This window comes from Roseicyclus mahoneyensis, assembly GCF_003148775.1.
GTDB classification, from domain to species: Bacteria; Pseudomonadota; Alphaproteobacteria; order Rhodobacterales; family Rhodobacteraceae; genus Roseicyclus; species Roseicyclus mahoneyensis.
Window position 1 is genome coordinate 499358 of record NZ_QGGW01000001.1, and the last position, 23242, is coordinate 522599.

Annotated in this window: 24 protein-coding genes; 12 read left to right on the forward strand and 12 right to left on the reverse strand. The window is 65.8% G+C overall.

The window, feature by feature from the left end; genetic code table 11:
* Positions 1–36: 36 nt before the first annotated feature.
* Positions 37–1443 (forward strand): FAD-binding oxidoreductase, encoded by a 1407-nt coding sequence (locus C7455_RS02505; RefSeq protein ID WP_109665029.1) that lies wholly within the window; start codon positions 37–39, stop codon positions 1441–1443.
* Positions 1443–2162: a VIT1/CCC1 transporter family protein gene (locus C7455_RS02510; protein WP_109665031.1), complete on the forward strand. Its 720-nt coding sequence runs from the start codon at positions 1443–1445 to the stop codon at positions 2160–2162. The genes C7455_RS02505 and C7455_RS02510 overlap by 1 nt, the downstream gene beginning before the upstream one ends.
* Here C7455_RS02510 and nagA read toward each other — a convergent pair.
* From nagA to C7455_RS02530, 4 genes are read right to left on the reverse strand one after another with little or no spacing between them, the layout of a single operon-like run.
* Positions 2159–3283 (reverse strand): N-acetylglucosamine-6-phosphate deacetylase, encoded by a 1125-nt coding sequence (nagA, locus tag C7455_RS02515; RefSeq protein ID WP_109665034.1) that lies wholly within the window; start codon positions 3281–3283, stop codon positions 2159–2161. The genes C7455_RS02510 and nagA overlap by 4 nt on opposite strands.
* Positions 3280–4128 (reverse strand): glucosamine kinase nucleotide-binding domain-containing protein, encoded by an 849-nt coding sequence (locus C7455_RS02520; protein ID WP_109665037.1) that lies wholly within the window; start codon positions 4126–4128, stop codon positions 3280–3282. Before C7455_RS02520 ends, nagA begins: the two co-directional genes overlap by 4 nt.
* 21 nt (positions 4129–4149) lie before the next feature.
* A complete protein-coding gene (locus C7455_RS02525) occupies positions 4150–5235 on the reverse strand; it encodes a Gfo/Idh/MocA family protein (RefSeq protein WP_109665040.1) in 1086 nt (361 codons plus the stop codon).
* A gap of 38 nt (positions 5236–5273) precedes the next feature.
* Positions 5274–5972: a GntR family transcriptional regulator gene (locus C7455_RS02530; protein WP_109665043.1), complete on the reverse strand. Its 699-nt coding sequence runs from the start codon at positions 5970–5972 to the stop codon at positions 5274–5276.
* Between the two features lie 90 nt (positions 5973–6062).
* On the opposite strand from C7455_RS02530, the gene C7455_RS02535 reads away from it, so the two are divergent.
* From C7455_RS02535 to C7455_RS02555, 5 genes are all read left to right on the forward strand, one after another.
* On the forward strand, positions 6063–7217 hold the full coding sequence (locus tag C7455_RS02535; RefSeq protein ID WP_109665047.1) for an LLM class flavin-dependent oxidoreductase: 1155 nt from the start codon (positions 6063–6065) through the stop codon (positions 7215–7217).
* Positions 7217–8107, forward strand: coding sequence for an aldo/keto reductase (locus C7455_RS02540; RefSeq protein WP_109665050.1), 891 nt, complete (start codon positions 7217–7219; stop codon positions 8105–8107). Before C7455_RS02535 ends, C7455_RS02540 begins: the two co-directional genes overlap by 1 nt.
* A gap of 158 nt (positions 8108–8265) precedes the next feature.
* Positions 8266–10251 (forward strand): heme lyase CcmF/NrfE family subunit, encoded by a 1986-nt coding sequence (locus C7455_RS02545; protein WP_109665053.1) that lies wholly within the window; start codon positions 8266–8268, stop codon positions 10249–10251.
* On the forward strand, positions 10248–10703 hold the full coding sequence (locus C7455_RS02550) for a cytochrome c-type biogenesis protein (protein ID WP_109665056.1): 456 nt from the start codon (positions 10248–10250) through the stop codon (positions 10701–10703). Before C7455_RS02545 ends, C7455_RS02550 begins: the two co-directional genes overlap by 4 nt.
* A gap of 70 nt (positions 10704–10773) precedes the next feature.
* Entirely contained in the window at positions 10774–11550 is a 777-nt protein-coding gene (locus tag C7455_RS02555) for an enoyl-CoA hydratase-related protein (RefSeq protein WP_109665059.1), read from the forward strand.
* A 110-nt stretch (positions 11551–11660) separates the two neighbouring features.
* Here the strand turns inward: C7455_RS02555 and C7455_RS02560 are convergent, their stop codons facing one another.
* The 6 genes from C7455_RS02560 to C7455_RS02585 form a co-directional block, all read right to left on the reverse strand.
* The gene (locus tag C7455_RS02560) at positions 11661–12971 is read right to left on the reverse strand and encodes an ABC transporter permease subunit (protein WP_109665062.1); all 1311 of its coding nucleotides are present in this window, start codon (positions 12969–12971) and stop codon (positions 11661–11663) included.
* Positions 12968–13978 carry a branched-chain amino acid ABC transporter permease gene (locus C7455_RS02565; RefSeq protein ID WP_109665065.1) on the reverse strand — a complete coding sequence of 337 codons (1011 nt, stop codon included), beginning with the start codon at positions 13976–13978 and terminating at the stop codon, positions 12968–12970. Before C7455_RS02565 ends, C7455_RS02560 begins: the two co-directional genes overlap by 4 nt.
* Positions 13979–14335, reverse strand: a complete 357-nt coding sequence (locus C7455_RS02570; RefSeq protein ID WP_109665068.1) for a hypothetical protein — start codon at positions 14333–14335, stop codon at positions 13979–13981.
* 11 nt (positions 14336–14346) lie between these two features.
* Positions 14347–15180, reverse strand: a complete 834-nt coding sequence (locus C7455_RS02575; RefSeq protein ID WP_109665071.1) for an ABC transporter ATP-binding protein — start codon at positions 15178–15180, stop codon at positions 14347–14349.
* On the reverse strand, positions 15177–15968 hold the full coding sequence (locus C7455_RS02580; RefSeq protein WP_109665073.1) for an ABC transporter ATP-binding protein: 792 nt from the start codon (positions 15966–15968) through the stop codon (positions 15177–15179). The genes C7455_RS02575 and C7455_RS02580 overlap by 4 nt, the downstream gene beginning before the upstream one ends.
* 77 nt (positions 15969–16045) lie before the next feature.
* Complete coding sequence (locus tag C7455_RS02585; RefSeq protein WP_109665076.1) at positions 16046–17230, reverse strand: ABC transporter substrate-binding protein; 1185 nt, start codon at positions 17228–17230, stop codon at positions 16046–16048.
* A 294-nt stretch (positions 17231–17524) separates the two neighbouring features.
* Between C7455_RS02585 and C7455_RS02590 the strand changes: the two genes are divergently transcribed.
* Genes C7455_RS02590 through der form a run of 5 tightly spaced genes read left to right on the forward strand, consistent with a single transcriptional unit; the run spans position 17525 to position 22528 of the window.
* Entirely contained in the window at positions 17525–18751 is a 1227-nt protein-coding gene (locus C7455_RS02590; RefSeq protein WP_109665079.1) for a urate hydroxylase PuuD, read from the forward strand.
* A gap of 29 nt (positions 18752–18780) precedes the next feature.
* A complete protein-coding gene (locus tag C7455_RS02595) occupies positions 18781–19542 on the forward strand; it encodes an HpcH/HpaI aldolase family protein (protein ID WP_109665082.1) in 762 nt (253 codons plus the stop codon).
* Complete coding sequence (locus C7455_RS02600) at positions 19539–20576, forward strand: hypothetical protein (RefSeq protein ID WP_109665085.1); 1038 nt, start codon at positions 19539–19541, stop codon at positions 20574–20576. The genes C7455_RS02595 and C7455_RS02600 overlap by 4 nt, the downstream gene beginning before the upstream one ends.
* Positions 20573–21019, forward strand: a complete 447-nt coding sequence (locus C7455_RS02605) for a YaiI/YqxD family protein (RefSeq protein WP_109665087.1) — start codon at positions 20573–20575, stop codon at positions 21017–21019. The genes C7455_RS02600 and C7455_RS02605 overlap by 4 nt, the downstream gene beginning before the upstream one ends.
* A 54-nt stretch (positions 21020–21073) precedes the next feature.
* The gene (der, locus tag C7455_RS02610) at positions 21074–22528 is read left to right on the forward strand and encodes a ribosome biogenesis GTPase Der (protein WP_109665090.1); all 1455 of its coding nucleotides are present in this window, start codon (positions 21074–21076) and stop codon (positions 22526–22528) included.
* 99 nt (positions 22529–22627) lie between these two features.
* On the opposite strand, the gene grxD is transcribed toward der, so the two are convergent.
* Positions 22628–22987: a Grx4 family monothiol glutaredoxin gene (grxD, locus tag C7455_RS02615; protein WP_109665093.1), complete on the reverse strand. Its 360-nt coding sequence runs from the start codon at positions 22985–22987 to the stop codon at positions 22628–22630.
* Positions 22988–23001: 14 nt separating this feature from the next.
* Positions 23002–23238 carry a BolA/IbaG family iron-sulfur metabolism protein gene (locus C7455_RS02620; RefSeq protein WP_109665097.1) on the reverse strand — a complete coding sequence of 79 codons (237 nt, stop codon included), beginning with the start codon at positions 23236–23238 and terminating at the stop codon, positions 23002–23004.
* Between the last annotated feature and the right edge of the window lie 4 nt (positions 23239–23242).

The window sequence follows — 23242 nt, forward strand, 5'->3', positions numbered from 1 at the left end:
TCATGGGGCGCAAGACAAATTTTGGGGGGGTGGCATATGGCAGGCGTTGTGGATCTGTGGCGCAACGAGGACGGGATCGCTACAGCGATGGACATCTTGCGCCAACGCTTTGGCGCGCGGGTCGAAACCGGGCAGGCGCTGCGCGAACAGCACGCGCATACCACGACATGGCTGCGCAATCAGCCGCCCGATGCGGTCATCTGCCCCACCTCGACCGAGGAGGTGCAGGCGATCATGGCCATCTGTTCGCAATATCGGGTGCCGGTCATCCCCTTCGGCACGGGCAGCTCTCTGGAGGGGCACGTCAATGCTCCTGCAGGAGGAATATCACTTGATTTCAGGGATATGAACGCCATCCTTCAGGTGAATGCCGAGGATATGGACGTCGTGGTCCAGCCCGGTGTGACGCGCAAGGCGCTGAACGCGCACCTGCGGGCGACGGGGTTGTTCTTTTCCGTCGATCCGGGCGCCGATGCCTCGCTCGGCGGCATGGCCGCGACGGGGGCCAGCGGCACCAATGCGGTGCGCTACGGGACGATGAAGGACAATGTGCTGGCGCTCAAGGCTGTGCTGCCCTCGGGCGAGCTGGTCCAAACGGCGGCCCGCGCGCGCAAGTCGAGCGCGGGCTACGATCTGACGCGGCTCATGGTTGGCTCGGAGGGGACGCTGGGGATCATCACGGAACTGACCCTGCGCCTGCGCGGCATCCCCGAGGCGGTCTCTGCCGCGACCTGTTCCTTTCCCGACGTGGCCGCTGCCTGCAACGCGGTGATCGCAACCATTCAGTATGGCATCCCGGTCGCGCGGATCGAACTGCTGGATGCGCTGCAGGTCCGGGCCGTCAACGCCTATTCGAAGCTGTCGCTGCCCGAAGCCCCCCTTTTGCTGCTGGAATTCCATGGCTCGGACGCTGGTGTGGCGGAAGATGCGGCGCGGTTTGGGGATATCGCGGCCGAGACGGGGGGCAGCGGCTTTACCTTCACCAAACGCGAGGAGGACCGCAACCGCCTGTGGCAGGCGCGCCATGATGCCTATTGGGCGGGGCTGCAGTTGCGCCCCGGCGCCAAGGGACTGTCGACCGATGTCTGTGTGCCGGTCAGCCGACTGGCCGATTGCGTCAGTGCCGCGCAGGACCGGCTGGCCTCCATGGGCATGCTGGCGCCCATCGTCGGCCATGTCGGCGACGGCAATTTCCACTGCCTGCTGCTGGTCGACACAGACAACCCGGCCGAGGTCGCGCAGGCCGAAGGGTTCATCGGCTGGCTCAACGAGCTGGCGATTTCGATGGATGGCACCTGCACCGGCGAGCATGGCATCGGGCAGGGCAAGGCCCCCTATCTGGAACGCGAACTGGGATCTGGCGCGATGGCGATGATGCGCGCGATCAAGCGTGGCATCGACCCGCACAACATCCTGAACCCCGGCAAGATGGGTCTGACCTGATGGCGCGCCCGACCCACCATGGCATCCCCTCGGCCCATGCCGAGCCGCACCTCTCGGGGCGCTCGGGCTGGTTGCGCGCGGCGGTCATGGGGGCCAATGACGGCATCTTGTCGACCGCCTCCTTGATCGTGGGTGTGGCTGCCGGGGCAAGCGATCATGTCACCGTCATGCTGGCGGGCATCGCAGGGATGGTGGCGGGCGCGCTCAGCATGGCGGCGGGGGAATATGTCTCGGTCTCAAGCCAGGAGGATGTGGAGCAGGCCGACATCGCCAAGGAACGGCGGGAACTCAAGCTCAACGCAGAGGCGGAGCTGGACGAACTGGCCCAGATCTACGAAACCCGCGGCCTGCCGCCGCCGCTGGCCCGCGAGGTTGCCGAGCATCTGACCGAAGCGGACGCGCTTGGAGCGCATCTGCGCGACGAAATCGGGTTGACCGATCTGTCGCCGCCGCGCCCGTTGCAGGCAGCGGTTGTCTCGGCGCTGACCTTTGCCGCCGGGGCGTCGGTGCCGCTGACGGTGGGGGCAGTCGCACCGATGGAAAGTCTGCAGGTCTGGGTGGCGTCGGCGACGCTTGTGGCCCTAGGCACGCTCGGTGCGCTGGGGGCGCAGGCCGGGGGGGCGTCGCGGCGCCGTGGCGCGCTGCGGGTGATCATTTGGGGTGTGCTGGCCATGGCCGCGACAAGCGTCATCGGGTCTTTGGTGGGCGCGGCGCTTTAGATCCTTTGCCAGCCTTCGCCGGTGGCAAGCGACGTCAGCCGGTCCCCGGCCAGGCACAAAAGGCGGGCGGGCCGTCCCGGCGTGATCCGGTTGGGCTGTCCGGTCACAAGCCGGTGCGGCGCATCGAAGGCCAGGGGCAGAACCTCTGTAAGGGATGCACCCGTGGCCCTCGCCATATGGCGTACCGCGTCGATCATCGTGATGTCGGCCCCGGCCAGCGTGCCATCGGCCAGCGTCAGCCGCCCGCCCGCCCGCGTGATCCGCCGCCCCGCAAAGTTGAAATGCGCCTTGGAGGTTCCGGCGACGGCCATGGCATCTGTCACAAGGATAAGCCGGTCGCGCGCCGTCGCCCAAGCCAGCCGCAGCCCGGCGTCATGAACATGCACACCATCTGCGATCAAGCCGATCCATGGCGCATGATCCAGCGCCGCGCCCACCATGCCGGGTTCGCGGTGATGCAGGCCGGACATGGCGTTGAACAGATGCGTGACATGGCCCGCGCCCGCCGCATAGGCCGCTTTTGCGGCGTCATACCCAGCGCTGGAATGGCCCAGTGACACGGTCACGCCGGCCTCGGTCAGCGCCGCGATCTGCGCATGCGTCACCTGTTCCGGGGCCAGCGTGATCAAGAGATGCGGCAAGACAGCCGCCGCCGCCTTGTAGCGCATGAGGTCCGCATCGGTCATGGGGCGCAATTGCGCCGGGTCATGCGCGCCTGCGACGGCGATATGTGGCCCCTCCAGATGCAGGCCTAGGATAGCCGGATCATCGGTCGCGGCCTGCGCGACAAGGTCGATGATGCGCGTGATTTCAGACCCGCTGTCCGAGATCAGCGTCGGCATCAGGCCTGTGGTGCCACCCGCCCGATGCGCGGAGGCAAGGCGCGAGACATCGCCGGGTGTCGTGCACTCGCCCAGCATCAGCCCCGCGCCGCCGTTGACCTGAAGGTCCAGAAACCCGGGGCAGACCAGCGCGCGCTGGCCGTCTTGCGACAGGTCCACGGCCGGTTCGCCTGCCTGCCTGTGGCGGACCTCGGCAATCTGCCCCTCCGTGAGGCGCAGTGCCATGTCGGCCCGCAGCCCGTCGCCGTCCAGAATGTCGAGCCCGCTGTACAGTGTCATGGTAACCCCCGCGCCAGTGACAGTGCCCCGTCCAGGGCGTTTCCCAACGGCTCTTGCAGGCCGGTCTGCATCGATCTGGCCCAGCGCGCAGCAAGGGCACTGGCAAAGCCGCCCGTCAGCGCCCAGGCGCCGCCCGCGGGATGGCCGATCTGGCGCAGGGCCACCACCACCTCGGCGCCGACACGTTCGAGCAGGTCTTTGGACCACGGGCTCCCGCAAGCGAGGATCACAGGCGCAAGTGCCGCGAAATCCTCGGGCCGGGCGTCACGCGCGAACAGCACCGGATGCAGGCCCATCGCCCCGCGCAGCACCCCGATCAGCGGGTCGGCCGCATAGCGCGACATCCGCCCATCCTCGATCCTGAGCAGTTCCGACAAGGCCATGCGCCCGAACCATGCCGCCGAGCCTTCGTCGCCCAGCACAAAGCCCCAGCCGCCCTGATGCGTGATCCCGCGCGCGTCGCGCCGGATGCAGAAGGATCCGGTGCCAAGGCTGACCAGCGTCCCCTCGGCCCCGGCGAATGCGCCCTCCAGCGCCGTGACACTGTCATCGACGACATAGGCAAGAAAGGGCAGGCGGGTGGCAAAGGCATCAGCCGCGCCGGCTAGCCGCCCGCCCGCCAGCCCCGCGCAGACGCGGGCATCGACCATCGCGTCGAACCCGAGGCCCCGCGCGGTCAGTGCCTCGGTCAACGCGAGCCTGATCGCGGCCTCGGCCGCCGCCGGGTCGGTGACGATGTTGGCCGGGCCGCCCCGCGTCAGGGCGACCGGGCCACCCTCAAGCGACAGCGCCACCCGGCAGCCCGTGCCGCCCCCGTCGATGCCGATGTCGATGCGTCGCGTCATGGCCAGACCCTACACCGCCCGTCAGACGAGCGAAACGGCCTGGCCCGTGCACGCGCTCTCTTGCGCGGCGCGACCCATGCGCACAGCCGCCGCGCCATCGGCCAGCGTCACCTCGGGGCGGGCGCGGCCGTGGACGACCTCAAGAAAGCGCTCGTGCTGGTAGAAGGTCGACCCGTTGTGATCCCCCGCCGCCAACAGGCGCGGGTCCACCGGCACCTCGTGTTCGACGGGGCCGGTCGGGTTGCGTGGGCTGACGATAACGCGGGGCACTGGCGCGGGGCCGATGTCGTGGTTCCAGAACCGCGTCGGTCCAGGCACCAGCGCCTCGATCTTGCCCAATGGCCCGACGGCGGAAATCTCCTCCTGATAGCGCGCCCCTTCGGCGAACATGCACAGCTCCAGCATCGCGCGCGCGCCACGGGCGAAATCGACGATGACATAGCCATGATCCCAGATGTCGGGCGTCTCGCCTTCGTAGCGTTCGTCCAGATGGTTCACGGCCTGCCCGGCGCTTGCCATCACGCGCACCGGCTCGTCTTGCACGATCAGGCGCATCAGGTCGAAGAAATGGCAGCACTTTTCCACCAGCGTTCCGCCGGTGTTGCGGTTGAACCGGTTCCAGTCGCCGACCTTTTCCAGAAAGGGAAAGCGGTGTTCGCGGATCGTCAGCATGCGGATGCCTCCGGTGGCCGCGTCGGCCATGTCGCGCAGGACCTGCACGGGGGGCATGTAGCGGTATTCCATCGCCACCCAGATCGGCGCCGGATAGTCGCGCGCCAACCGCTCCAGCGCGGGCAGTTGCGCCTCGTCGGTATAGAGGGGTTTCTCGACCAGAACGGGCAGGGCGCGGGTGGCCGCGATCTGCTGCAACTGCGCGACATGCAGATGGTTGGGCGAGGCGATGACCAGCGCGTCGATGTCGCCGCGCGCCAGAAGCGCGGGAATGTCGGTGCAGCGCACCGCCTGCGGCATCAGGGCCAGCGTCGCCGCCGCCATCCCCGGATCGGGTTCGACAAAGGCCCCCAGCGTCGCGCCGGGCAACAGGGCGATGTTGCGGATATGCTCCTGCCCCATCATTCCGGAACCGATGATGCCGTATCGGGTCATGCGCGTCTGTCTCCTTGCCCCAATGAAATTTGCCCGTGTCACGGAAGGCGCGCGACATAGGCCGCGCGATCGGGGTCGAACCATGTGGAGGAGACCTCGGCGATGCGCCCATCTGCCGCGAAGGCGCGGCGACGGGCAAGGGCCATGATGGTCCCGGGACGCGCGCCCAGCCGGTCGCCCGCCCAATCGGGCAGGGGGCCCGCGCCCAGCCTGTCCTCGGCCCGCGCGATGGTCAGCCCCATAAGGTCGCGGTAGCTGCGATAAAGCGATTCCGAGACCGTCGCGGGCGTGAGCCGCCCGTTGAACCGCCCGTCGAGCCAGATATCCTCGACCGCCACCGGCACCCCGTCGAGCGCGCGCAACCGGCGGATGTTCCACGCGTGGCGCGCCGTGCTGCCCAGATCGGGCAGGCCCTCGGGCTTTTCGCGGTGATCCAGCGCGATCAGCTCCGCCGTGGGCAAGCCACCCCCCTCGGGCCGCTCCAGCCGGAACAGGGCATAGACCGCTTGCCCGGTGTCGCCCGCCCGTATCGTGTTGCCCGATCCCTGCCGCCGCTCCAGTAGGCCGCGTTCGGTCAGCACCGCCAGCGCCTTGCGCAAGGTGGTGACCGTCACGCCAAGCTCTGCCGCCATCGCCCTCTCGGGCGGCAGACGGTCACCGGGCGCAAGTCGACCGGCCGCAATGTCGCGGGTCAGCCGCTCGGCGATTCTGAGATAGGTGGGAAGGGCACCGCGCATCGCCTCGACACCGATATTGATCTACCATTGATATACGTTGCCGTGAGCGGTAACCCTTGTCCAGTCCAAAGGCTTGGGAGGGCCTGCACCATGACCATCGTTCCCGTCACATCCCCCGATCTCGACGCCGCCGAGGTCAGCTGGTTCGCTGCACTTTGCTCGGATGATTACGAATATCTTGGCGTGCCCGACGGCGGGCTGCGTTCCAGCTGGGCGCATTGCTCTGGCATCGTGAAACGGGCCGAACGCCACGGGTTTCGCAACATCTTGTGCCCGTCCTCCTATCAGGTGGGGCAAGACACCCTCAGCTTCGTGGCGGGCTGCGCGCCGATCACCGACAAGATCAATTTCCTTGCCGCCGTGCGCTGCGGCGAGATGCAGCCGATCATGCTGGCGCGGACGCTGGCCACGCTCGACCACATGCTCGAGGGGCGGCTGACGGTCAACATCATCTCCTCCGACTTCCCGGGCGAAAAGGCCGACAGCGCGTTTCGCTACCAACGTTCGCGCGAGGTGGTCGAGATCCTGAAACAGGCCTGGACCCGCGACACGATCGACTACGAGGGCGAGGTCTACCAGTTCGCGGGCCTGACGACCGATCCCGCCAAACCCTACCAGACGGGCGGGCCGCTTTTGTATTTCGGCGGCTATTCCCCCGACGCGCTGGAGCTGTGTGGCCAGCATTGCGACGTCTACCTGATGTGGCCCGAACCCAAGGACCAGATCGCCGAGCGGATGCGCGCGGTTCACGCGGTGGCTGACCGCTACGGGCGCACGCTCGACTACGGGCTGCGCGTCCACATGATCGTGCGCGACACCGAAGCCGAGGCGCGGGACTATGCCGAACACCTCGTCTCGAAACTCGATGACGAGTTGGGCCAGCTGATCCGCGACCGCGCGCTCGACAGTGGCTCGCTCGGCGTCAGCCATCAGGCCAAGGCACGCGCTCTCGCCGACCAGTTCGGCTATGTCGAACGGCATCTCTGGACCGGGATCGGCCGCGCGCGCTCGGGCTGCGGGGCGGCGCTGGTCGGATCGGCCGATCAGGTGCTGTCCGAGATCGAGCAATACCGGAAGATGGGCATCCGGGCCTTCATTTTCTCGGGCTATCCGCATATGGACGAATGCGATCATTTCGGGCGGCTGGTGATGCCGCATCTCAAGACCTGCTCGTTGCCCCATGCCTATGGGCGCGTGCCCGCCATACCGCCCGCCACACCGCTGGCAACAGGAGAAAGACGCTGATGGACCGTGTGAAGCTGGGGCCGCTGGAGTGTTCGCGCATAGTTTACGGAATGTGGCGGTTGGGCGATGACGCCGACACCTCGCCCGCCCATGTTCAGGCCAAGATCGAGGCCTGTCTGGCGCAAGGCATCACCACGATGGACCAGGCCGATATCTACGGCGGTTATACCGCCGAGGCGATCCTGGGCGACGCGCTCAAGGCCGCTCCGGGCTTGCGTGACCGGATCGAGATCGTGACCAAATGCGATATCATCGCCCCCGTGGGCCGCTATGCCGACCGCAGGGTGAAATACTACGACACCTCCGCCCATCACATCACCGCCAGCGTCGAACACTCGCTCAAGGCGATGGGGATCGAGGTGATCGACCTTTTGCTGATCCACCGTCCCGATCCCCTGATGCATCACGAGGAAACGGGCCTTGCGCTCGACACGCTTGTCGCAGCGGGCAAGGTGCGCGCGGTGGGCGTGTCGAACTTCAAGCGTCATGACTGGTCGCTGTTGCAATCGGCCATGGAAACACCACTCGCCACCAACCAGATCGAGCTGAGCGTCTTGCACCACACCCCCCTGACCGACGGCGAGGTCGCCTGGATGCAGGAAAAATCCGTGCCGGTCATGGCGTGGTCGCCGCTGGCGGGTGGGCGCTTGTTCGGACCCGAAGGCGCGCCCGTGCGCGATGTCCTGACCCGGATCGGCGCGCAGGCAGGCGTCGGCCCCGATGCCGTGGCCGTGGCCTGGCTCTTGCGCCATCCGGCGCTGATCTTGCCGGTGATGGGCACCAACAGCCTGCGTCGGATCACCGGCCTTGGCGATGCGGCCAAGGTGTCGCTCGACCGCCAAAGCTGGTTCGAGATCTACACCGCCGCCTTGGGCCGCGAGGTCGCCTGAAGCCCTGCTTCATCTTTCCCTAAATATGCAAGCCCTGCCAAAGCCCATCAGGCGCTGGGGACCGGTTTGGGCCCCGCGCCTGTTTGACACGGTCAATCCGATGTGAAGCGATGCCGCATCCTATTGGCGCGGGGGGCGGCAGGGCCTAAGGTAGGGACATGATCGTAGAACTCGGACATTTCGCCCTGATCCTCGCCTTCATGGTGGCGGTGTTTCAGATGATCGTGCCGCTGGTCGGCGCACATCGCGGCAATGCCGCCTGGATGGCTGTGGCGGATCCCGCCGCGACCACGCAATTCTTGCTGACGGCTTTCAGCTTTGCCGCGCTGACCTATGCCTTCGTCACCTCGGATTTCTCGCTGAATCTGGTGACGGCCAATTCGCACACCGACAAGCCGATGCTCTACAAGATCTCGGGCGTCTGGGGGAACCACGAGGGGTCGCTCTTGTTGTGGGTCTTGATCCTGACACTGTTCGGGGCTTGCGCCGCGTGGTTTGGCTCGAACCTGCCGCCCAGCCTCAAGGCGCGTGTGCTGGCGGTGCAATCCTCGGTCTCGGTGGCCTTCTTCGCCTTTATCCTCTTCACCTCCAACCCGTTTCTACGGCTGGAGATCCCTCCCTTCGACGGGCAGGATCTGAACCCGCTTCTGCAAGACCCCGGCCTCGCGTTTCATCCACCGTTTCTCTACCTCGGCTATGTCGGCCTTTCGATGGCGTTTTCCTTTGCCGTCGCCGCGCTGATCGAGGGGCGGGTGGATGCCGCATGGGGCCGCTGGGTGCGCCCCTGGACGCTGGCGGCTTGGGTCTTTCTGACCATAGGCATCGGTCTGGGGTCGTGGTGGGCCTATTACGAACTTGGCTGGGGCGGTTTCTGGTTCTGGGACCCGGTCGAAAACGCCTCGCTCATGCCGTGGCTGATCGCTGCCGCGCTTTTGCATTCCTCCATCGTGGTGGAAAAGCGCGAGTCGCTGAAAAGCTGGACGATTTTGCTCGCGATCCTCGCCTTCGGCTTCTCGCTCATCGGCACCTTCATCGTGCGCTCGGGCGTGCTAACATCAGTTCACGCCTTCGCCAATGACCCCGAACGCGGCGTGTTCATCTTGATGATCTTGTGTTTCTTCATGGGCGGTGCGCTGCTGCTCTTTGCCTTCCGCGCGGGCGCGATGGAGGCCAAGGGGGTGTTCTCGATGGTCAGCCGTGAAAGCGGGCTGGTCGTGAACAACCTGCTGCTGGCGGTGTCCACCTTCGTGGTCTTCATCGGCACAATCTGGCCCTTGATTGCGGAAATGTTCTGGGACCGCACCCTGTCGGTCGGCCCGCCCTTCTTCAACATGGCCTTCACGCCCTTTGTCTTCGCCCTTGCCGTGGCCTTGCCCATCGGGGCGATGATGCCCTGGAAACGGGCCAAGCTGGGCCGGGCGCTGGTGGCGCTGGTGCCTGCCTTCGTGTTGGCCGTCGCAGTGGGTCTTTTGACTTGGGCGGTGTTCACCGGCCAGTCGGCGCTGTCGCCCCTAGGCGTCGCGCTGTCGGTATGGCTGGTCGCGGGGGCTGTGGTCGATCTGTGGTCGCGCACCGGGCGCGGGTCCGCTGGTGGGCGCTTTGGTCGTCTGTGGCGCCTGCCGCGGGCGGATTGGGGCAAGACGGTCGCCCATGCGGGTGTCGGTATCACCATGTTCGGCGTGGTGGCCCTGACCGGCTATCAGGTGGAGGATATACGCGTGGCCCAGGTGGGTCAGCCCTACCGTGTCGGCGCCTATGAGATCGAGCTTTTGAGCGTGGACGAGAATGCGCGCGGGCCCAACTACCTGTCGACCATGGCCCATGTCGCCGTGCGCAATGCCGAAGGGCGGCAGATCGCGCTGCTGCATCCCGAGCGGCGATTCTATCCCGTTGCGGGCATGCCGACCACAGAGGCGGGGATCGACAGCGGGTTCACCCGTGACGTCTACCTTGCACTTGGCGATCCGCAGACGGGTGGCGGCTGGGCGCTGCGCACATGGATCAAGCCCTTCGCCAACTGGATCTGGGGTGGCACGATCATCATGGCGCTTGGCGGCTTCCTGAGCCTGAGCGACCGGCGCTACCGTTTTGCCGCCGGTGCCGCCAAGGCCCCGGCCCAGCCGCAAGGGGTGCCCGCGGAATGAGGGCGCTTCTGCTTGCCCTTCTGCTTGCGCTGGCCGCGCCCGCGGGCGCCGTGCAGCCGGACGAGATCTTGCCCGATCCCGCGCTGGAGGAACGCGCGCGCGACATCTCGGCGGGGCTGCGATGTGTCGTGTGCCGCAACGAGTCGATCGACGAATCGAACGCCGAACTGGCCCGCGATCTGCGTCTTTTGGTGCGCGAACGCTTGGTGGCGGGCGACAGTGACGAAGAGACGGTCGCCTATATCGTGGACCGCTACGGCGAATACGTCCTGCTGCGCCCGACGATGAGCGGGTCGAACGTGGTCTTGTGGCTGGCGCCCGCGCTGATGCTGCTTGTGGGGGGTGGGTTGTCGCTGGTCTACATCCGCCGTCGCGCGGCCTCGACCACGCCGACCGAGGCGGCGCTGAGCCCCGAGGAACAGGCGCGCCTCAAGGATCTGCTGCACGAGTGACGCGGCGTTTCGGCTTTTCGGGGCCGGGGCGCGCGTCTAGTCTGCGCCCGTCACCACCGGGGAGCGGACCATGATCTACCAGACCATCACGCGGCACGATCACGACGGGATGGCGGTCATCACGCTGAACCGGCCCGAGGTGATGAATGCGCTGAACACCCAGATGCGCGCCGAGATCACCCATGCGGTGCAGGAGGCGGGCAAGGCGGCGCGGGTCGTGGTCTTGACCGGGACCGGGCGCGCCTTTTGTTCGGGGCAGGATCTGGGGGATCGGGCCAGCTTGTCGAACATGAACCTTGAGCGGACCTTGCGCGACGAATACGTGCCAATGCTGATGGCGATCGTGGATTGTCCGGTGCCTGTGATCGCGGCGGTCAACGGCACGGCGGCGGGGGCGGGGGCGAATCTCGCGCTGGTCTGCGACATCACCATCGCGGCGGAAAGCGCCACTTTCATCCAGGCCTTCACCCGGATCGGGCTGATCCCCGACGCGGGTGGCACATGGGTCTTGCCGCGCACAATCGGGATGCAACGCGCGATGGGGGCGGCTTTGTTCGCAGACAAGATCAGTGCGGCGCAGGCCGCCCAGTGGGGCATGATCTGGGAAGCCATCCCCGATGAAGGGTTCGAGGCAGCGTGGCGGGCCCGGGCGACCCATCTGGCGAGCGGTCCGACCGAGGCCTTCAAGCGCATCAAGCAGGTGATGCAGGCCAGCACCGGCAACGCGCTGCAGGAGCAGTTGATGCTGGAGGGCCAGATGCAGGGCCAATGCGGCCAGACGCGCGATTTCAAGGAAGGGGTGATGGCCTTTCTCGACAAGCGCCCGGCGCGGTTCGAGGGGCGCTAGGCCTGTCAGGGGGCTCTGCCCCCCGGCGCCTGCGGCGCCTCCCCCCGGGATATTTTTGAAACAGAGAAGAGGGGCGTTAACCTTGATGTGGGGTTAACGCCCCGACTGTTTCAGCGTTCCGGGATCAACCCGCGTGGGCTGAAGCGCAGGACCACGAGCAAGATCACACCCATGGTCAACAGTCGCATATGTGCGACCGCGTCCATCAGGTGACCGCGCAGCCAGGCGTCCGGGTCCATGCCCGCCGTGATGCCCTGCATGACGAAGGCGCCGATGGGTTCCACCTGGATCCAGAGCCACCAGATCAGGAATCCGCCCAGAACAGCGCCCCAATTGTTGCCCGATCCGCCCACGATCACCATCACCCAGATCAGGAAGGTGAAGCGCAAAGGCTGGTAGGTGCCGGGCACCAGCTGGCTGTCGAGGGTGGTCATCATTGCGCCTGCCATGCCGATGATGGCCGAGCCGAGGATGAAGACCTGCAGGTGACGCGCCTTGACGTTCTTGCCCATTGCCGAGGCCGAAACCTCGTTGTCGCGGATCGCGCGCATCATCCGGCCCCAAGGCGAATTCCATGCCTTTTCGCTCAGCCAGATCAGCGCCAGCAGCACCACGATGAAAAGCGCCGCGTAGCAAAGCTTGACGAAGATCGATGAGAAGATGACCGGGCTTGCGCCCATCCGGGCGGCGAGATCGAGGAACCACTCGGTCTGCTGCAGGTCTACCTCGTAGGGGACGGGACGGGGAATGCCGGTGACGTTCTTGACGCCGCGCGCCAGCCAATCCTCGTTCTTGAGGACAGCGATGATGATCTCGGCGATGCCCAGCGTGGCGATGGCAAGGTAATCCGAGCGCAGGCCAAGGGCCGTCTTGCCGATGATCCAGGCCGCCCCGGCCGCCAACAAGCCGCCCACGGGCCAGGCCAGGATGACGGGCAGGCCAAGCCCGCCCAAATAGCCCGCCGCGGACGGGTTCACCGCCTCCACCGCCGCAACGCCGGTGTCGAAGACGGAGCGGAAAAGGAAGAATCCCCCCACGAGGATCACGATCATGGTGAGCGCGCGCATGCGCCCCGCAGGGAGTTTCGACCATGCAAGGATGGCCAGAACGATCGTCGCGGCGCCGAGCACCAGCCCCAACAGGACCTGCACGCCGCCCGCCGCCCAAGCGTCTTGTTGCGGCGGCATGGAGACCAGCACGGCGGCCAGCCCGCCGAGCGCGGCAAAGCCCATCACGCCGACGTTGAACAGGCCAGCGTAGCCCCATTGCATGTTTACGCCCAAGGCCATGATCGCGCTGATCAGCCCCATGTTGAAGATGCCGAGCGCGATGTTCCAAGACTGCACGAAGCCCGTGCCGACAAAGAGCATCCCTACGAGGGCGAACATCAGGAGCGCGCGGGTGTCGAGGCTGCGGGTCATACCGATTTCCCCTTCATGATGCCGGTGGGCCGGAACAGGAGCACGATCAGCAAGATGCCGAAGCTGACGGCGAATTTGTAGTCGGTCGACAAAAGCTGCATCAGGCCATCGGGCGACCAGCCTTCAGGCCCGAGGTATTCGACGACCTTGCGGAAGGCATAGGTCACGCCGACCTCGGAAAAGGCGATGAGAAAGCCGCCAAGGATCGCGCCGACCGGGTTGCCCAAGCCGCCGACGATGGCCGCCGCAAAGATCGGTAGCAAAAGCTGGAAATAGGTGAAGGCCTTGAACGACTTGTCGAGGCCGTAGAGCGTGCCGGCCGTGGTCGCGAGCGCCGCCACGATCAGCCAGGTGATCATCACGACGCGCTCGGGGTTGATGCCGGACAGAAGCGCCAGATCCTCATTGTCGGAAAAGGCGCGCATCGACTTGCCTGTGCGGGTGCGGTTGAGGAACCAGAACAACAGGCCCATGGCGATCAGGGCCACTACGATGGTGATGCCCTGACTGGTGCGGAAGGCCAGACCTTCCTCCAGCCCCGTGAGGTCGCGGAAGGTGCGCGCCGAGATGATGAACCGCTCGCCATCGGCAAAGCGCTGGTCATCGACGCCGATGATGAAGCGCACGATGCCGTTCATGATGAACATCACGCCCAGCGACGCGATCACATAGATCACCGGCTTGGCCTTTTGTCTGCGGTAGAAGCGGTAGACCACGCGGTCGGTGCCGATCACCAAAAGACCCGTCAGCGCGATGCCGACCGGCAGGGCCAGAAGCGCAGTGGGCAATGGCCCGAAGGTGACGCCCGCGCCCTGAAGGCCCCATGTGCACAAGATGACGATCATGGTGCCGAAGGCCATCGTGTCGCCATGGGCGAAGTTCGAAAAGCGCAGGATGCCATAGATCAGCGTGACGCCCAGCGCGCCGAGCGCGAGTTGCGCGCCATAAGCGGTGGCGGGGATGATGACGAAATTCAGCAGCGTTACGAAGGCATTGAGAATATCCATTCAGGTCAGCCCCTCGCAGGTTCCGAAATAGGTCAGGACGGCGGCGGTTCCGTCGAAGATGTGCAGGCTGAGGATCGCGGTCCGGTCCCCCTCGATCGTCAGCAGTTCCGCGATGCCGTCGCGCCCCGCACCTGCATAGGTGGCGGGCAGGGCACCCTCCCTGGTCAGGCGGATCACCGGGCTGTCGCCCATCGCGGTCGACAGGAACAGGTCGCCCGCATGATCGGCTGCGATGACCTGCGCGTCGAAGCCCACGCTGTCGCAGCCTTCGGTCAGGTCACATTCGACGGTAAATGCGCAGCCCCAGGGCTCGGACAGCGCTGGGGTCGCGGCAAGGCAGAGCAGGGCGGGCAGCATGCGCAGGCCCCTCATCCGCCGAGGAAACTGCGGCGGACCTGTTCGTCAGCCAGCAATTCCTTGCCGGTGCCGGTATGGGCGTTGCGGCCCTGCACCAGCACATAGCCCTTGTCGGCGATCTCCAGTGCCTGCCGGGCGTTTTGTTCGACCATCAAGATCGGGATGCCGGTGCGGCTGACCTCGATGATACGGTCGAAAAGTTCATCCATCACGATGGGGGAGACGCCGGCGGTGGGTTCGTCCAGCATCAGCACCTTGGGCTGGGTCATCAGCGCGCGGCCCACGGCCACCTGCTGGCGCTGGCCGCCGCTGAGTTCGCCTGCGGGCTGGCGGCGCTTGTCCTTGAGGATGGGGAAAAGGTGATAGACCTGTTCCATCGTGGCGCGGATGTCGTCGCGGCGGATGAAGGCGCCCATCTCGAGGTTTTCCTCGACCGTCATGGAGGCGAAGATGTTGTTGGTCTGGGGGACAAACCCCATGCCCTTGGCGACGCGGGCCTGCGGGCTGAGATCGGTGATATCCTCGCCATCGAGCCGGACGGAGCCTTGGCGGACGTTGAGCATGCCGAAAACGGCCTTCATCGCGGTGGATTTGCCGGCACCATTGGGCCCCACGATCACCGCGATCTCGCCGGGGTTCACGGCGATGGTGCAGGCGTGCAGAATGTCGGGGCCGTTGCCGTAGCCGCCCGTCATCGTGTCGCCGATCAAGAAGGCCTGACTGGTGTTCATCGCGTGTTTCGTCCCGGGCGAAGCGGTCAGGGTGCCGCCACCGGGCTTGCCGATCGACAGGTCCTTGTTGCCGCGGTCGTTTTGGTAGGGGTTGGCTGTGTCGCTGCCACTCATGCGCCTGCGCCCTCCAGCTTGTCCTTGTTCTTGAGGCCGGTGCCCAGATAGGCCTCGATCACGGCCTCGTTCGCCTTGATCTCGTCGATCGTGCCCTTGGCCAGCACATGCCCCTCGGCCATGACGATCACGGGGTCGCAGAGGCGGCCGATGAAATCCATGTCATGTTCGATGACGCAAAACGTGTAGCCGCGTTCGCGGTTCAGCCGGATGATCGCGTCGCCGATGGTGTTGAGAAGCGTGCGGTTCACGCCCGCGCCGACCTCGTCGAGGAACACGATTTTGGCGTCGACCATCATGGTGCGCCCCAGTTCCAGCAGTTTCTTCTGCCCGCCCGAGATCTGGCCCGCGGGGTGGTCGGCCAGATGTTCGACGGTCAGAAACTCGAGCACCTCGTCGGCCTTGGCGCGCAGTGCGCGTTCCTCGTCTGCGATGCGCTTGCGCCCGAACCATGTGTTCCAAAGCGTCTCGCCGGTTTGCCCCGGCGGGACCATCATCAGGTTCTCGCGGCAGGTCATGGAGTGAAACTCATGCGCGATCTGGAAGGTGCGCAGAAGGCCCTTGGAAAACAGCACATGCGGCGGCAGGCCGGTGATGTCCTCGCCGTCCATGACGACGCGCCCCGAGGTGGGGGGCAACACGCCCGCGATGACGTTGAACAGCGTGGTCTTGCCCGCGCCATTGGGACCGATCAGGGCGGTGATCGAGCCCGTCTCGATGGTCAGGCTCGCGCCGTCAACGGCGTGGAAACCGCCGAAATGCTTGTGCAGGTCTTCGACAACGATCATGCGCCGCGCCCCTTAATAGTGCGAAACAGCCCGGCTCACGACCGGGCTGTCTGCCTGTCAACGATGGAAGGCCGCGATCAGCGGAAATTGACTGTCTGGATAACGCCGTCGACGACCTCGATCTCGCGGTACGCACCCGCGGATTCGCCGCCACCGATAAGTTCAACAGCCGTTGCGCCGATGTAGTCGATGTCCTGACCTGCCGCGAGCAGTTCAAGTGCGCGTCCCAGCTCTCCCGGCAGGATCGGCTCGCCCGGGGCATTGGCGACATCCATGATATGCGCCGCATATTCGGCCGGCACCGTCGATCCGGCGGCCTGCATTGCCAGCATGATCAAGGCTGCAGCGTCGTAGGCTTCGGCCGAGAAAGCGGCGGTTCCGTCAAAGCCGGCTGCGGTGGCAAGATCGAAATACATCGCTGCGCCTTCGCTGTCGGTTCCGGGGAACTGTCCGAAAGAGCCGTTGATCTCCGTTCCGAAGCGTTCTGTGATCGCATTGCCGACCATGCCATCGGGCAGCACGAACGTGTCGAAGGCGCCGGTGTCGAGCGCTGCGCGAATGATCCCCGGACCACCTTGATCGATATATCCCGCAACGACGAGAACATCCCCACCGGCGGCAGCGAGCGCGCCAACTTCGGCAGAATAATCGGCACGGCCATCTTCATGGGACGCGACCAAGGTGACCGTCCCACCAAGCTCCGCGAATGCGGCGGCGAAACTGTCGGCCAGGCCCCGCCCATAGTCGTTGTTGGTGTAAGTGACGGCCACGGTGTCAAAGCCGCGATCCAGAATGTTCTGGGCCATCACGACACCCTGCCGTGCGTCAGACGGTGCGGTGCGGAAAAAGAGGCCATTGTCCTCGAGCGTAGACAAGGCCGGGCTGGTGGCCGACGGAGACACCATGACCATGCCGTTGGGCATTGCAACGTTTGTCAGAGCTGGAATGGTCGCCCCCGAACACAAGGCACCAATAATGCCGTTCACGCCAGCAGAGGTGATGAGGCGTTCGGCAGCGGCTACAGAAAGGGTTGCATCACAGGCCGAGTCGCCGCGAACGGAGACCACCGTCGCCCCGCCCAAAAGCGCGCCGCTTTCGGTCACTTCCGCCATTGCCAGCTCGGCGCCATCAGCCATGCCGGGGGCCAACGATTCTGCCGGGCCAGTAAAGCCGAGCAGCACGCCAAGTGTAATGGTGTCCTGTGCGGATGCCGCACCGGCCAGCGCCATCGTGGCCGCAGAGGCCAGAAGGATTTTCTTCATTGGTAGTCTCCCGAGTTGGACAATTTCTGTCTTATGGCGTGGAACGGTAGCCGGAGGTTTTGAGGAAGAAAAGAGATATCCGCATTCCGCGGCGTCAACGGCGATCTGTCCCGCAGCCGCCATCCTGAGCGGGACAAAGTCCCGGCCTGCCGCATCTGGCAGACCATCTTCCTGTCAACGCTTCGAAAGCCCGCCGCTCCGGGCTCTCTTGCGCCCGGTGGCGGTTCGTCGGATGCTCCAAGCGCGCGGCTCAGGGCCTCGGGCAGGCGCGGTGACGGCACGACCGGAGGAAAGATGGACGCGACGATCCTTTTGCATTGGGCGGAGTTTGCCGCGCGCTGGCTGCATGTCATCACCGCCATCGCCTGGATCGGGTCGAGCTTCTATTTCATTGCGCTGGATCTGGGGTTGAACCGCAACATCCCCGGCCCCGCCGATGGCGAGGAATGGCAGGTCCATGGCGGCGGGTTCTACCATATCCAGAAATACATGGTCGCGCCCGAGGCGATGCCCGAGCACCTGACGTGGTTCAAATGGGAAAGCTACGCGACATGGCTGTCGGGGGTCGCACTTCTGGCGCTGCTCTACTGGGTCGGCGCGGAGATGTACCTGATCGACTGGCGGGTGATGGATCTGTCACCGTGGCAGGCCATCGTGATCTCGGCCCTGTCTTTGGTGGTGGGCTGGGTCGTCTATGACCTCTTGTGCAAGTCGAAGCTGGGGGAAAGCCCCACAGCGCTGATGGTGCTGCTGTTCGGGGTGCTGGTGGCGCTGTCCTGGGGCTATGCGCAGGTCTTTTCGGGCCGCGCGGCGCTTTTGCATCTGGGTGCGCTGACCGCCACGATCATGACGGCCAATGTGGCGATGATCATCATCCCCAACCAGAAGATCGTGGTGGCCGACCTCAAGGCCGGGCGCACCCCAGATCCCAAATACGGCAAGATCGCCAAGCTGCGCTCGACCCACAACAATTACCTGACGCTGCCGGTGATCTTCTTGATGCTGAGCAACCACTACCCGCTTGCCTTCGCGTCGGAGTGGAACTGGCTCATCGGGGCGCTGGTGTTCCTGATGGGCGTCACGATCCGGCATTTCTTCAACACGATGCACATGCGCAAGGGGATGCCCTGGTGGACCTGGGGCGCGACGGCGGCGATCTTTGCGGTCATCGTCTGGCTGTCCGTCCTGCCGCTGATGCGCGATGATCCGATGGAAGAGGCGGCGCTGTCGCCGGGGCTGCAGCGTTTCGCGGCGCATGCCGAGTTTCCGCAGGTCGCCGATCTGGTCTACGGCAACTGCGCGTCGTGCCACGCGGCCGAGGTTTTCATGCCGGGGCTGGCAGCCGCTCCCGGCGGCGTGATGCTCGACAGCGATACCCGCATCGCCCATCACGCGCAGGCGATCTACCTGCAGGCGGGCGCCAGCCACGCGATGCCGCCCGGCAATTTCGCCTTTCTGACCGAGGAAGACCGCGCGCTGATCCGCCGTTGGTACCGTGAGGCCGTGGGCGGGGCGCTTTGAGACAACAGGGGCAGGAAAGGGACAAAATCATGCCGGCACCGAAGAACACACTTAAACAGGCCATGGCAGAAGGGCGGCTGCTGCGCGGACTCTGGCTCGCGCTTGGGTCAGAGACGGTGACGGACATCGCCGGACGCGCGGGGTTCGACTGGTGCCTGATCGACGGTGAACACGGGCCATGGGACCCGACCGGCATTCGCCGACAGTTGATGGTGCTCGCGGGCACGCCGACAGCCGCCGTCGTCCGCGTGCCGGTAGGCGAGGCTTGGGTGCTGAAACAGGCCCTCGATCTGGGCGCGCAGACAATCATGGTACCGATGATCAATTCCACCGCCGAGGCCAAGGCGGCCGTCGCCGCCTGCCGCTACCCGCCACAGGGCATTCGTGGCAATGGCGGGGCCACGATGCGGGCAGGCGGCTATGGCGGCATCGCCGACTATTCCGCCAGCGCCAATGACGAGGTCTGCGTCATCGTGCAGGCCGAAAGCCGCGCCGCCATGGCCGATCTGGCGGGCATCGCGTCGGTCGAGGGGGTCGATTGCGTCTTCATCGGCCCCGCTGATCTGGGCGCTGACATGGGGTTCCGCGACAACCTCGCCGCGCCTGAGCTGTGGGAGGAGATCACCCGAGGCATCAAGGTCATCACCGACGCAGGCAAGGCCGCAGGCATCATCGTGTCGCCCGCGATGGCGCCCCGGATGGAGGCGGCGGGCATCACCTTCCTCGGGCTGGGATCGGACAGCAACGTGCTGGCCGAGAACCTGAGCGCGCTGGCGCGGGGCGCTCGGTGATCTTGCTGCGCCACGGCGACACGGCCCTGAGCCTTGACCCGTCCGTGGGCAATATCCCCCACTGGCAGGTCGGCGCGCGGCATCCGTTGCATGTGGCGCCGTGGCGCGACGAGGCTGAGGTGCAAGACGACCCTGCCATCCCGCTGGTCAACAAGCGGCTGGCGGGAGATTTCTTGTGCATGCCTTTTGGCCGTGATGACGTGGCGGGCGACCCTCCCCACGGGCATCCGGCCAACAGCCCGTGGCAGGTCATCCGGCAAGACATCGCCGAGGCGCATCTACGCCTGTCGGTGCCCGTGCGCGGCGCCACCGTCGACAAGCTGATCCGCATCACCGGCCCGGTCCTCTACCAGACCCACCGGGTCGAAGGGGGCACCCGCGCGGTCAGCTTCGCCCACCACCCGATGACCCGCATGGCCGAGGGTGGGCGGATGTCCTTTTCCCCCAAGCGCGCCGCCCTGACCGATCCGGTGGCGCAATATGAGGGCCGCAACCTCTGGGCGCTGAACCAGATCCAGCCGGACCCGATCCTGCGCTGCGAAGATGGCAGCGACTGGGACCTGGGCACCTATCCCGCGGGTCACGCGGTCGAGGATTTCTGCCTGCTGGTCGAGGCTCGCGGCGCGCGCATCGGCTGGACCGTCGTGATGCGCAACGCCGAGGATGACATGCTGGTGGTCCTCAAGGATGCGCGGATGATGCCGGTCACGATGCTGTGGGTGTCGAACGGCGGGCGTGATTTCAGCCCATGGAACGGGCGGCACACCGGCGTTCTGGGGATCGAGGATGGCTGCGCGGCGGGCGGCACGGGTCTTGCCGCAGCGCTGGCCGACAACCGCCTGACCGCGATGGGCGTGCCGACGGCGCTGCCCCTGGGCGGCAGCCAGATGATCCGCCACGCGATGATCGCGCTGCCGCGCCCGCCCGGCTGGGCCGAGGTGCGCGACATCACCATTGCCAAAGGCCAGATCACCCTGACCGAGGCGGGCGGCGCGCAGATCGTGGTGCCCTTCGATGACGGGTTCTTCCCATGATTCTCGTCGATGCCGATGCCTGCCCGGTGAAGGACGAGATCTACACCGTCGCCTTTCGCCACAAGTGCCCCGTGCGTCTTTTCGCGGGGCAATACCTGCGCCACCCCGATCACCCGCTGATCACCATGACCATGGCGGGCGACGCCTTCGACGCCGCCGACGACCTGATCGTCGCAGAGTCAGGCCCCGGCACCCTCGTCATCACCACGGATCTGCCGCTGGCCGACCGCGCGCTCAAGGCGGGGGCCGCCGTGCTGACCCCCAAGGGCGAGGTGCTGAACGCGCAGAACATCGGCGTGCGGCTGGCCACGCGCGACCTGATGGTGGACCTGCGCGCGGGCATCGAGGGGCAGGGCATCGGCGGCCCGCGCCCCTTCACCAAGGCCGACCGCAGCACCTTCCTGCAAGCCCTTGACCGCGTGTTGCACAAGCTCGGGGCTTGATGGCGGGGGGTGCATGGGGTATCTGCCGCGCTTCGCCAGATCGGAAGTGATCCCATGAGCTTCGTCCTCGCCATCGTCGGCCGCCCCAATGTCGGCAAATCCACGCTGTTCAACCGGCTGGTGGGCAAGAAACTTGCGCTGGTCGATGACCAGCCCGGCGTCACCCGCGACCTGCGCGAAGGGGCTGCGCGTCTGGGCGACCTGCGCTTTACCGTGATCGACACCGCGGGGCTCGAGGATGCGACCGACGACAGCTTGCAGGGCCGGATGCGGCGGCTGAGCGAACGCGCGGTCGAGATGGCCGATGCGGTCTTGTTCTTGATCGACGCGCGGGCGGGCATCACGCCCAATGACACGCTTTTCGGCGACATCTTGCGCCGGTCCGGCAAGCCGGTGATCCTGGCCGCCAACAAGGCCGAGGGGCGCGCGGGCGAGGCGGGCTACTTCGAGGCCTACAACCTCGGTCTTGGCGAGCCCATCGGATTGTCGGCCGAACACGGCGAGGGCATGGCGGAACTGGCCGTGGTGCTGCAGGACCTGATCGAAGGCGTCGACGAGCGCCTTGAGGAAGCCGAGACCGACATCGACGTGGATGTTGATGCGGAAGACGAAGAACGCCGCATAACCCCTTCACGTCCTTTGCAGATCGCCATCGTGGGCCGGCCAAATGCTGGCAAGTCCACGCTGATCAACAAGATCATCGGTGAGGATCGCCTGTTGACCGGCCCAGAGGCCGGCATCACCCGCGACGCCATCTCCGTCCCCTTCACCTGGGACGGCACGCCGATGCGGATCTTCGACACGGCCGGCATGCGCAGAAAGGCCAAGATCCAGGAAAAACTGGAAAAGATGTCTGTCGCCGATGGGCTGCGCGCGGTGAAGTTCGCCGAGGTGGTCGTGGTGCTGCTCGACGCCGCCATCCCCTTCGAGACGCAGGATCTGCGCATCGCGGATCTGGCCGAGCGCGAGGGGCGCGCGGTGGTCCTCGCGGTCAACAAATGGGACCTCGAGGACGAAAAGCAGGACAAGCTCAAGGCGCTCAAGGAGATGTTCGAGCTGCATCTGCCGCAACTGCGCGGCGCGCCGCTGATCACTGTCTCCGCCAAGACCGGCAAGGGGCTCGACCGGCTGCAGGCCGCGATCCTTAAGGCGCATGACGTGTGGAACCGTCGCGTGACCACCGCGCAGCTCAACCGTTGGCTCGCAGCGATGATCGAGGCGCATCCGCCGCCCGCCCCCTCGGGCCGCCGCATCCGGTTGCGCTACATGACTCAGGCCAAAACGCGCCCGCCCGGTTTCGTGGTCATGTGCTCGCAGCCCGACAAGCTGCCCGAAAGCTATTCCCGCTATCTGGTCAACGGCTTGCGGGACGATTTTGACATGCCCGGCACGCCGATCCGATTGTGGATGCGCAGCCAGGCAGACCAGAACCCGTTCAAGGATCGCAAGAAGTCGATCCCGTCGCGCCTGACAAAGCATGTGCGCAAGGGTGAGACGAAAAAGTCCTAGAGGGCGCGCCGTCTCTTTTCTTCTCTGTTTCAAAAATATCCCGGGGGGTGCGGGGGGGCAGAGCCCCCCGCGGATCGCCCGCACAGCGGGCGAAACACCTCAGGCGTTGGCTTCGCGGATCTTGTCGGCGGCGGCCTTGTCGAAGACGATGCCATGCTGCTCGAACAGCGTGTCCAGTTCCCCCGAGATCGTCATCTCGGTGACGATGTCGCAGCCGCCCACAAACTCGCCCTTTACATAAAGCTGCGGGATCGTCGGCCAGTCGGAATACTCCTTGATGCCTTGGCGCACCTCTTCGTCGGCCAGCACGTTCACATCGGCGAACTCGACGCCCATGTAATTCAGCACGCCCGCCACGCGGGACGAGAACCCGCATTGCGGCATCGACTTGGTGCCCTTCATGAACAGCACCACGGCGTTCTCGGTCACGGTCTTGCGGATGGTGTCTTCGGCGCTCATCTGGGATTTCCCTTTCAATCCGGGGCTTTGGTGGTCAGGGCCAAGGCATGCAGCTCACCTTGGCTGCCGTCCATCTTGCCCTTCAGCGCGGCATAGACCGCGCGCTGCTGCTGCACGCGGTTCATGCCGCGAAAGCTCTCGTCGACGACCTGCGCCGCGAAATGCGCGCCATCATCGCCCTCGACCGTGATCTGGCCGTTGGGAAAACTCTCGCGCAGCATGGTCTCGATTTCGCGGGCGGTGATGGGCATGGCC

What these genes read in the sequence shown, in the direction of transcription:
- C7455_RS02565 (WP_109665065.1), bottom strand. Translation starts at nt 13,978, where the DNA reads ATGGATATTCTCAATGCCTTCGTAACGCTGCTGAATTTCGTCATCATC.
- C7455_RS02580 (WP_109665073.1), bottom strand. Translation starts at nt 15,968, where the DNA reads ATGATCGTTGTCGAAGACCTGCACAAGCATTTCGGCGGTTTCCACGCC.
- C7455_RS02525 (WP_109665040.1), bottom strand. Translation starts at nt 5,235, where the DNA reads ATGACCCGATACGGCATCATCGGTTCCGGAATGATGGGGCAGGAGCAT.
- C7455_RS02620 (WP_109665097.1), bottom strand. Translation starts at nt 23,238, where the DNA reads ATGCCCATCACCGCCCGCGAAATCGAGACCATGCTGCGCGAGAGTTTT.
- C7455_RS02590 (WP_109665079.1), top strand. Translation starts at nt 17,525, where the DNA reads ATGGACGCGACGATCCTTTTGCATTGGGCGGAGTTTGCCGCGCGCTGG.
- C7455_RS02510 (WP_109665031.1), top strand. Translation starts at nt 1,443, where the DNA reads ATGGCGCGCCCGACCCACCATGGCATCCCCTCGGCCCATGCCGAGCCG.
- C7455_RS02585 (WP_109665076.1), bottom strand. Translation starts at nt 17,230, where the DNA reads ATGAAGAAAATCCTTCTGGCCTCTGCGGCCACGATGGCGCTGGCCGGT.
- C7455_RS02595 (WP_109665082.1), top strand. Translation starts at nt 18,781, where the DNA reads ATGCCGGCACCGAAGAACACACTTAAACAGGCCATGGCAGAAGGGCGG.
- nagA (WP_109665034.1), bottom strand. Translation starts at nt 3,283, where the DNA reads ATGACACTGTACAGCGGGCTCGACATTCTGGACGGCGACGGGCTGCGG.
- C7455_RS02560 (WP_109665062.1), bottom strand. Translation starts at nt 12,971, where the DNA reads ATGACCCGCAGCCTCGACACCCGCGCGCTCCTGATGTTCGCCCTCGTA.
- grxD (WP_109665093.1), bottom strand. Translation starts at nt 22,987, where the DNA reads ATGAGCGCCGAAGACACCATCCGCAAGACCGTGACCGAGAACGCCGTG.
- C7455_RS02530 (WP_109665043.1), bottom strand. Translation starts at nt 5,972, where the DNA reads ATGCGCGGTGCCCTTCCCACCTATCTCAGAATCGCCGAGCGGCTGACC.
- C7455_RS02540 (WP_109665050.1), top strand. Translation starts at nt 7,217, where the DNA reads ATGGACCGTGTGAAGCTGGGGCCGCTGGAGTGTTCGCGCATAGTTTAC.
- C7455_RS02505 (WP_109665029.1), top strand. Translation starts at nt 37, where the DNA reads ATGGCAGGCGTTGTGGATCTGTGGCGCAACGAGGACGGGATCGCTACA.
- C7455_RS02555 (WP_109665059.1), top strand. Translation starts at nt 10,774, where the DNA reads ATGATCTACCAGACCATCACGCGGCACGATCACGACGGGATGGCGGTC.
- C7455_RS02535 (WP_109665047.1), top strand. Translation starts at nt 6,063, where the DNA reads ATGACCATCGTTCCCGTCACATCCCCCGATCTCGACGCCGCCGAGGTC.
- C7455_RS02545 (WP_109665053.1), top strand. Translation starts at nt 8,266, where the DNA reads ATGATCGTAGAACTCGGACATTTCGCCCTGATCCTCGCCTTCATGGTG.
- C7455_RS02550 (WP_109665056.1), top strand. Translation starts at nt 10,248, where the DNA reads ATGAGGGCGCTTCTGCTTGCCCTTCTGCTTGCGCTGGCCGCGCCCGCG.
- C7455_RS02520 (WP_109665037.1), bottom strand. Translation starts at nt 4,128, where the DNA reads ATGACGCGACGCATCGACATCGGCATCGACGGGGGCGGCACGGGCTGC.
- C7455_RS02570 (WP_109665068.1), bottom strand. Translation starts at nt 14,335, where the DNA reads ATGCTGCCCGCCCTGCTCTGCCTTGCCGCGACCCCAGCGCTGTCCGAG.
- C7455_RS02575 (WP_109665071.1), bottom strand. Translation starts at nt 15,180, where the DNA reads ATGAGTGGCAGCGACACAGCCAACCCCTACCAAAACGACCGCGGCAAC.
- C7455_RS02605 (WP_109665087.1), top strand. Translation starts at nt 20,573, where the DNA reads ATGATTCTCGTCGATGCCGATGCCTGCCCGGTGAAGGACGAGATCTAC.
- der (WP_109665090.1), top strand. Translation starts at nt 21,074, where the DNA reads ATGAGCTTCGTCCTCGCCATCGTCGGCCGCCCCAATGTCGGCAAATCC.